Here is a 6,945-nt window from a genome sequence, read left to right as displayed (position 1 = left end):
CCAGAGGAGGCGCCCGTCAGGAGCGAAATTTTGTTTTCAGTCGTCATGGTGTTTTCTTTCAGGATGTGAAGACGGGAGAGGCGGGGGATGGTCGGTTTGAGGTGCATGACCGGACAGAAGGCCACGTTGGCAGGCATTGCGCTTATTTGGAATGATGATCGTCATATGTAAAGGCGAATGAAAAAGTGAGGAGGTGCTGTGTCCCGGAATTCAGACGGAGGGGGGAGCGGGGGTAAGGTGCTTGATGGCGGCCTCGCACAGGCTGCCCGCCAGTGCGGGCTCGTCAACCGCGCGGGCCAGCAGCAGGGTGCCGACCATGGTGGCCAAGGTCACCATCGCCCGTTCGTGAGCACCGGGCTGCCCCCAGTCAGGTGACTGGCGGGCCACAAAATCAATCGTTTCCTTGATGTGCCGGGTGGTCGCGCGGCGTATTTCAGGCGTCTGGCGCGCCGTTTCCGATCCCAGCGCCACCAGGGGACATCCCATTTCGACCTGCTCAAGGTGCTCAGGTGAGAGGTAGCCGCGCACCATGGATTCCAGTGCCTGTTCTGAAGGCACGCCGGCCACTACGCCTGTCGCCATGGCAGCGGCGTCGGCGCAGGCCCGGGTGGCCGCTTCTGCCAGCATGGCCTCGCGCGACGCAAAGTGGGCATAAAAAGCACCATGGGTCAGGCCAGCTTCCTTCATGATGTCGGCCACGCCGGTGCCGCTATAGCCGCTGCGGCGTATCGCCCGCGCAGCGACGGACACGATGCGTTCGTGGGAGGCCTCCTTGGCGGCCGTTCTGGCGTTAATCTTGGCGTTTCGCATGACATGCATAATACATGATTTCGCGAAGACGCGTTCAAGGCATTTTTGAGCGCTGACTTTGGACGTCCTTTACGCAAAACGGGAAGGACACAGGAAAGGAGGGCGTTGCCTGTGCGGTTTAAGGAGAGATGCACACGCCAGGCTGGCGTGTGCGGCACTGCTTAACCCGCAGTATTTGCCCTGCCGTGTGCGGCAGGTACGTTGAAGTCGGTGGGGTAGGAGTTGTCGACGCTCAGCTTGTAGCCTTCACGCTGCGCCTGTTCCAGTTCGGCGCGGACTTCGGCGCGGGTTTTGGTGCCTGCAACCGGCGCGGCATCGGTTCCGGGGTAGCTGCTGTCGCTGTTGGCCCGGTAGGCCGCGTGCGGTGACTGCAGCACCTCCGCGCGGACATCGGCGCGGCTCAAGGTACTGGTGGCGCTCACTTCGTTACCGGGGTAGTTGCTGTCCTGGGCAAAGCTGCTGGCAGAGGCCAGCGCTGCAAGTGCAAAAACAGAGGCGGAAACAAGTTTGATCGATTTCATGATGATTTCCTTTAAGAGCAATTGAGAGAAAACAGGCGGGACGGACGCTGTGCCCGTGAGGCCTTCATCGCTGAGTTCACTGCGTTGTGTTTGAACAGGTGGCTCACCGATGCATCAAACCTTGTTCCGCGGCGCAGATACACAAGTGCGTATTGGCAGAACATTCAATTGCCGAAACCGGAACAATAACGGCGTGTAGTCTTGGAACTTTTGGGTGCGCAGAAAGTTCGCTCACGTTTCTTCGCGATTTTGTGAGCCTTGTTTCACGAAGGTGAAATGCCATGCGCTACGGCAGCACCGGGCGGGCCTGACATTGTTGTGTGGATTGCCATGTGGGGCTGCTCGGCCGCTTTTCTACACCGGCCGCCGGGTTGGTGCCGTCGTGCCCGACGCAGGCTTTAGTCCTGCCGCGCTTCCATCCTCTTGAGCACGGCGCGCGTGTATTCGGTCATGAACTCCAGAAACACGCTGGTGCGCGCAGGAATGAATTTGCGGCTGGGCAGTGCTGCGTACAGCGTGTTCCTTCCCGTGATCCACGGCGACAACACCCGCTGCAGCTCGCCGTTCTGGAGGGATTTCGCCACGAGGTCGATGGGCTGGATGCTGATGCCCGCGCCGTCCAGGCATGCCCTGATCAGCGTGGAGGTGTTGTTGACCAGCAGGGCGGGCTCGACCTTTATTTCCAGTTCGCGCTTGTTCTCTTCCGGGTTAATGAGGCGCAGGCTGAGGTGCCGGTTCGCCTGGAGCTTGATGCGCAAGCAGCGGTGCTGCGCCAGATCTTCCGGTTGCGTGGGGATGCCGTGCTCCTCCAGGTAGCTGGGCGCGGCGCACAGGATGCCGTCCGAAGAGGCGATGGGCCGCGCAATGATGTTGGCGTCGAAGGTGTCGGCAGCGCCGAGCAGGGTCAGGTCGTAGTCTTCAATGGGCGGCACCAGCGGCGAGTCGGTATGGATGTCGAGGACGACCTTCGGGTAGCGCCGCCCGAACTCGGCCACCAGCGGCGCGAGCACATGCGTGGCGAACACCGGGGGCGTCAGGATGCGGATGACGCCGGACATTTCCTGGGCATGCGCCTGGGCCGCGGCGTGGGCTTCGTCAATGTCGTTCAGGATATGGCGCACGCGGGCCAGGTAGGTTTCGCCCGCATCGGTGAGGGCCAGGCGCCGTGTGGTGCGCTGCAGCAGACGCACGCCCAGGTGATCCTCCAGGTCACCGACCAGCCGGGTCACCACAGCCGACGACATGTCGAATTTGCGCGCCGCCGCTGCAAAACTGCCGTCATCCACCACCTGCTGAAAAACGCGCATTGATTGAAGCCGGTCCATGGTTTACCCCTAATTTAAGCCACCATTGTTGCTGATTTAACAGTAATGTATTGTTGAATTTGCTATTTTTTGATTGATTTGAATGGAATAAAGTTCATACATCGATGAGCCGAAGCCCACTACAAGGCGACTCACCGAGGCTGGACAGACGGGAAGATGAGCCCGCCATGCCCGGAACGTCACTTTAACTTTGAGAGGATATTCATCATGAAATCGAACTTTATCGCCGCTACCGTTGTTGCTGTTGCCGCCCTGACTTCCGTGGCTGCTTCTGCCCAGACCTTCAACTCCTACCTGTTTGACCAGATGCAGGCGCCTGCGACCAAAACCCGTGCTGAAGTCAAAAGCGACCTGCTGCAGGCCCAAAACGCCGGTTCAGCTTCAAGCTACAACGGCGCTACCGCGCAGCAAAACCTGGGCACGCCTCGTGCCGAGAAAGCCGGTACCGCACCACAGGCTACTGCTGAAATCGTGAAAACCAGCCAGCAGTAAGCGCACTGCAACGGACCGGCTCTGGCCGGTTCCTGGCGCAATCGCCCCGGCAACCTCWGAGGTTGCCGGGGCGATTGCATTGGGGATACCCGATGGAAGGAATGTTGCTGAATTCTCTTTAATGGGATAAATTCCCATATATGGAAAATTTTGGTGCCACAGAAACCCGCTTTGATCAGCGCATTGCCCAACGCCTGAAGGATTTGCGCACCGAGCGCGGCTGGTCCCTGGATGAGCTGGCGCGACGCAGCGCGGTGAGCCGCGCCACCTTGTCACGTCTCGAAAACGCCGAGGTAAGTCCAACCGCGAGCATGCTGGGCAAGCTATGCCCGGCTTATGGCCTGACCATGTCGCGCCTCATCCGCATGGTGGAAGAAGAATTTGCGCCTCTGATCCCCCGGCACGCACAGGCCGTCTGGACCGATCCGGAAACCGGGTTCCGCCGCCGTTCGGTGTCGCCACCCGCCCAGACCCTGGCAGGCGAAGCCCTTGAATGCGAACTTGAGCCGGGTACCCACATCCGCTATGAAAACTCCCCCCGGCCGGGGCTGGAGCACCACCTGATCCTGGTCGAAGGCCGGCTGGACATCACCGTCGACGGGCAAACCCACGCCCTGCAGCCCGGAGATTGCCTGCGCTACCAGCTCTTTGGTCCCAGCGTATTCGCCACGCCCCAGACAAGCCGGGCCCGGTATGTTCTTTTTGTCGTCTGAGGCTTCCATGGCCAGTGAAACCCCAAACACCTTTTCGATTTTCTCAGCCGGTGATATCGAAGAACACCTTGATGAACTCGGCGCGCTGCTGCACGACTGCGTGCATGCCGGCGCGAGCATCGGCTTTGTGCTGCCGTGTTCCGCAAGCGACTGCCTGGCTTTCTGGCAAAGCAAGGTGTTGCCGGCCGTGCGTGAGGGCGGGCTGTTGCTGGTGGTGGCCCGGCAGCACGGCCGCATCGCCGGCGCGGGCCAACTGGATTGCAACACGCCGGCCAACCAGCCGCATCGCGCGGAAGTGCGAAAAGTGATGGTGCATCCCGGCTTTCGCCGCCGCGGCATCGCCAGGGCCCTGATGGCCGAACTTGAACGGCTTGCAAGCCAGCGCGGCCGCAGCCTGCTCACGCTCGACACACGCACCGGCGACCAGGCCGAGCCGCTCTATGCGTCGCTGGGCTACCAGACCGCGGGCATCATCCCCGGGTATTGCCGCGACACGCTGGATGCGGGGCGCCTTGACCCGACCACCATCATGTACAAGGCGCTCAACCCACTCAACCCACTCAACCCGCGCCCATGATGCGGCAGGCAGCCCGTAGCCGCCGAAGTGAAGCAGCACCGTCGCCATGATGGTGACCGGCAGTGGCGGCACTTACGTGACCGGGCGCGGCCAGGCGGTCACGCGCATCGTGGTTCGGCCGGACCGCATCAATGTGATCTCGGCCGCACTCTAGAATCCGGACACCTTGAAGACCTCCAACACACCTTACGCCCTTGCCTTTGTCGCCGCGCAGCTGTTGGCCCTGCCGGGCCTGGGTCTGGCGCTTTACCTGTACACCGTTGGCAAGATGGCCGGCAGTGGGGGCTGGCTGCTGGGCATGTTCGAGCTGCTGTTTTCAGGCGCGGTGATCCTGCCCGCAGTGCTGCTGTGCACGGTGCTCTTGCTGGTTGCAGGCTTGTTCTCCCGGGTGCGGCCGTGGGCCAGTCTCGTGCTGTTGCTGGTCAATGCGGCCGTGCTGGGCGTTGGCTGGGCGATCAGTCCCGTTGCTGAAGCTGCGGAGCTGCTGGTCTGGATTGCTACGGTGCTCTCGGCTGCGGCGGCTGCTGCGCTGGCATGGCAGGCGTTTTCGCCGGTGACACTGCCTGAGCGGACCATGCTGTGGGGCCAGCTCCTGCTGGCTGTTGTGCTTGGGGCTGGATTGGGGCTGGCAGGCGGTGGCAGTGTCCCTGCTCCACCCGCTGCCGAGTCCGACCCCATGGCAGAGATTCCGCCGGAGCGCGTATTCAAGGGCTTGCTGGGCGGCAAGCCGGTGCACCTCGCGGTGCATGACTGCAAGGTTTACCGCGCGATACCCAAGGCCCCAACGGAGTCCGGGGAGTCCAGGGAACCCAAGGAATCCGGAGAGAACGGCTGGCAGATGGTGCTCGAACCCGATCTCTATCCATTCTTCACGTATTGCGAGCGGCAGTCGCTGCAGGCTGACAACGGCGTCATCACCGTCACCCTCGGGCGCATCGCCTTCGGGGCAGGGGGTTGCTGCGCCACGGGCGGCACTTACCGTTCCAGGGACGGTGAGCTGTGGAAGAAGCTGTGAAGCGCCGCTGTTCGGCATTTGAATTGCAGTGGCCGATTTGCTATAAAAACAATAGCTGGTTGCGCTCGTCCTGATTGGGTTGTGTGAGGCCGTGCGGAATGCCGGCCGAAGGGCTTTCTCAGGGCTGGCGCCCCAAGCGGGATTGACGGGATTTGTGCGCCTCGTAGCGCTTCATCAGCGGCGTGACCGAAATGCCGTGGGCGATGACCGATGCCACCACCACGGCGAGCGTGATGGACAGCAGCCGCTGTGCAAGCGCGGGCTGGAGGTGGTGGTTGATGGCATAAAGCAGGTAATACAGCGAGCCGATGCCGCGAATGCCGAACCAGGCCATCAGGCGGCGCTGCGATCCCTTCACCGGGGTCCCCAGCAGCCCGATAAAAACCGCCGCCGGCCGGATCACCAGGAACAGCGCGGGAATAAACCACAGCACCTCCGTGCGAAATCGGGTGGTGGCGACCAGCACACCCACGGCCAGCACGATGGCGACTTCCACGAAGCTTTCCAGCTGGCTGTTAAAGCGTTCAACGGCACGCATCATGTGGGCGGGCGCCTCTGCGCCCGAGGCTTCCTGGTCGTCGGGGCTCAGCGTTTCGCCGGGCGCGGCCGGCGCCAGGGGCAGGGGCCTGGGCCCGGTATGGGGCTCGTCGATGCGCCGCAGTGCCAGGCCCGCCGCAAATACCGCCAGGAAGCCGTAGGTGTGAAAGAGCAGCGCCAGGCCGTACGTCAACCCGATGAGCCCGAGCGCGATGAATTCATCCGAGCCGAGCGCTTCGCGGTGGCGCATGCGCAGGTAGAGGATGGCACGGCCTACCAGCGTGCCAAGCAGCCAGCCCAGGGCCAGGCCCCCGGCCACGGCCCACAGCACATCGACGGCCCACCAGCGCCAGCCGCCTTCGCCGAGTTCATGCAGTCCCAGCAGGCCCAGCCCGAGCATCACAAACGGAAATGCCGTACCGTCGTTGAGCCCGCCCTCGCCGGTGAGGCCGAAACGCAGGCGGTCGCGGTCGCCAGGGTTGGCCACCTGGACATCCGAGGCCAGCACCGGGTCGGTCGGCGCGAGAATGGCGCCCAGCAGTACCGCGGCCCCGACGGGCAGATCCAGCAGGTAAACGCCCAGGGCGGTGATGGCGCCCACAGTGACCACCATCGACACGGTGGCGAGTTGCACCGGGATGCGCCAGCGGCCATCCCGCAAGCGGAACTCGAGCTTCATGCCGGCGGTGAACAGCGAGATCAGCACCGCCACCTCCGTGAGGCGCTCCAGCAGCACTGCATTCTTGAGGGCGTCGAGTTTGAGCAGCCCCAGCCCCACCGGGCTGACGGCCACACCAACGCCGAGGTAGAGCATGGCGGCACTCAGCGGCAGCCGCGCAATGAAGGATCCGCCCAGGGTCATGGCTATCAGCAACGCACCGGCAACGATGCAGGCCAGCGTGAAAGTGGTGGGCTCGTTCATGGCCCGAGCTTACGGCCGGTGCGCGCCCGTGTG

Annotated in this window: 8 protein-coding genes; 4 read left to right on the top strand and 4 right to left on the bottom strand. The window is 62.9% G+C overall.

What is annotated here, in order from left to right; translation table 11 throughout:
- Positions 1–210: 210 nt before the first annotated feature.
- The 3 genes from AC1D0Z_RS06590 to AC1D0Z_RS06580 all read right to left on the bottom strand — a co-directional run bounded on the left by AC1D0Z_RS06590 (position 211) and on the right by AC1D0Z_RS06580 (position 2,656).
- Positions 211–822 carry a TetR/AcrR family transcriptional regulator gene (locus tag AC1D0Z_RS06590; protein WP_477657442.1) on the bottom strand — a complete coding sequence of 204 codons (612 nt, stop codon included), beginning with the start codon at positions 820–822 and terminating at the stop codon, positions 211–213.
- 149 nt (positions 823–971) lie between these two features.
- The gene (locus AC1D0Z_RS06585; RefSeq protein ID WP_477657440.1) at positions 972–1,331 is read right to left on the bottom strand and encodes a DUF4148 domain-containing protein; all 360 of its coding nucleotides are present in this window, start codon (positions 1,329–1,331) and stop codon (positions 972–974) included.
- Positions 1,332–1,729: 398 nt separating this feature from the next.
- Entirely contained in the window at positions 1,730–2,656 is a 927-nt protein-coding gene (locus tag AC1D0Z_RS06580) for a LysR family transcriptional regulator (RefSeq protein ID WP_477657439.1), read from the bottom strand.
- Between the two features lie 207 nt (positions 2,657–2,863).
- On the opposite strand from AC1D0Z_RS06580, the gene AC1D0Z_RS06575 reads away from it, so the two are divergent.
- The 4 genes from AC1D0Z_RS06575 to AC1D0Z_RS06560 all read left to right on the top strand — a co-directional run bounded on the left by AC1D0Z_RS06575 (position 2,864) and on the right by AC1D0Z_RS06560 (position 5,453).
- Complete coding sequence (locus tag AC1D0Z_RS06575) at positions 2,864–3,148, top strand: DUF4148 domain-containing protein (protein ID WP_477657438.1); 285 nt, start codon at positions 2,864–2,866, stop codon at positions 3,146–3,148.
- Between the two features lie 140 nt (positions 3,149–3,288).
- The gene (locus AC1D0Z_RS06570) at positions 3,289–3,861 is read left to right on the top strand and encodes a helix-turn-helix domain-containing protein (RefSeq protein ID WP_477657437.1); all 573 of its coding nucleotides are present in this window, start codon (positions 3,289–3,291) and stop codon (positions 3,859–3,861) included.
- Between the two features lie 7 nt (positions 3,862–3,868).
- Positions 3,869–4,438 carry an N-acetyltransferase family protein gene (locus AC1D0Z_RS06565; RefSeq protein WP_477657436.1) on the top strand — a complete coding sequence of 190 codons (570 nt, stop codon included), beginning with the start codon at positions 3,869–3,871 and terminating at the stop codon, positions 4,436–4,438.
- 166 nt (positions 4,439–4,604) lie between these two features.
- Positions 4,605–5,453, top strand: a complete 849-nt coding sequence (locus AC1D0Z_RS06560) for a hypothetical protein (RefSeq protein WP_477657435.1) — start codon at positions 4,605–4,607, stop codon at positions 5,451–5,453.
- A 118-nt stretch (positions 5,454–5,571) separates the two neighbouring features.
- Here the strand turns inward: AC1D0Z_RS06560 and AC1D0Z_RS06555 are convergent, their stop codons facing one another.
- Entirely contained in the window at positions 5,572–6,912 is a 1,341-nt protein-coding gene (locus tag AC1D0Z_RS06555; RefSeq protein ID WP_477657434.1) for a cation:proton antiporter, read from the bottom strand.
- Positions 6,913–6,945 lie beyond the last annotated feature (33 nt).

Source organism: Polaromonas sp. P1_E3 (assembly GCF_056405935.1).
The sequence above is the reverse complement of the archived record's forward strand: the minus strand, read 5'-3'. Positions and strand labels throughout refer to the sequence as shown.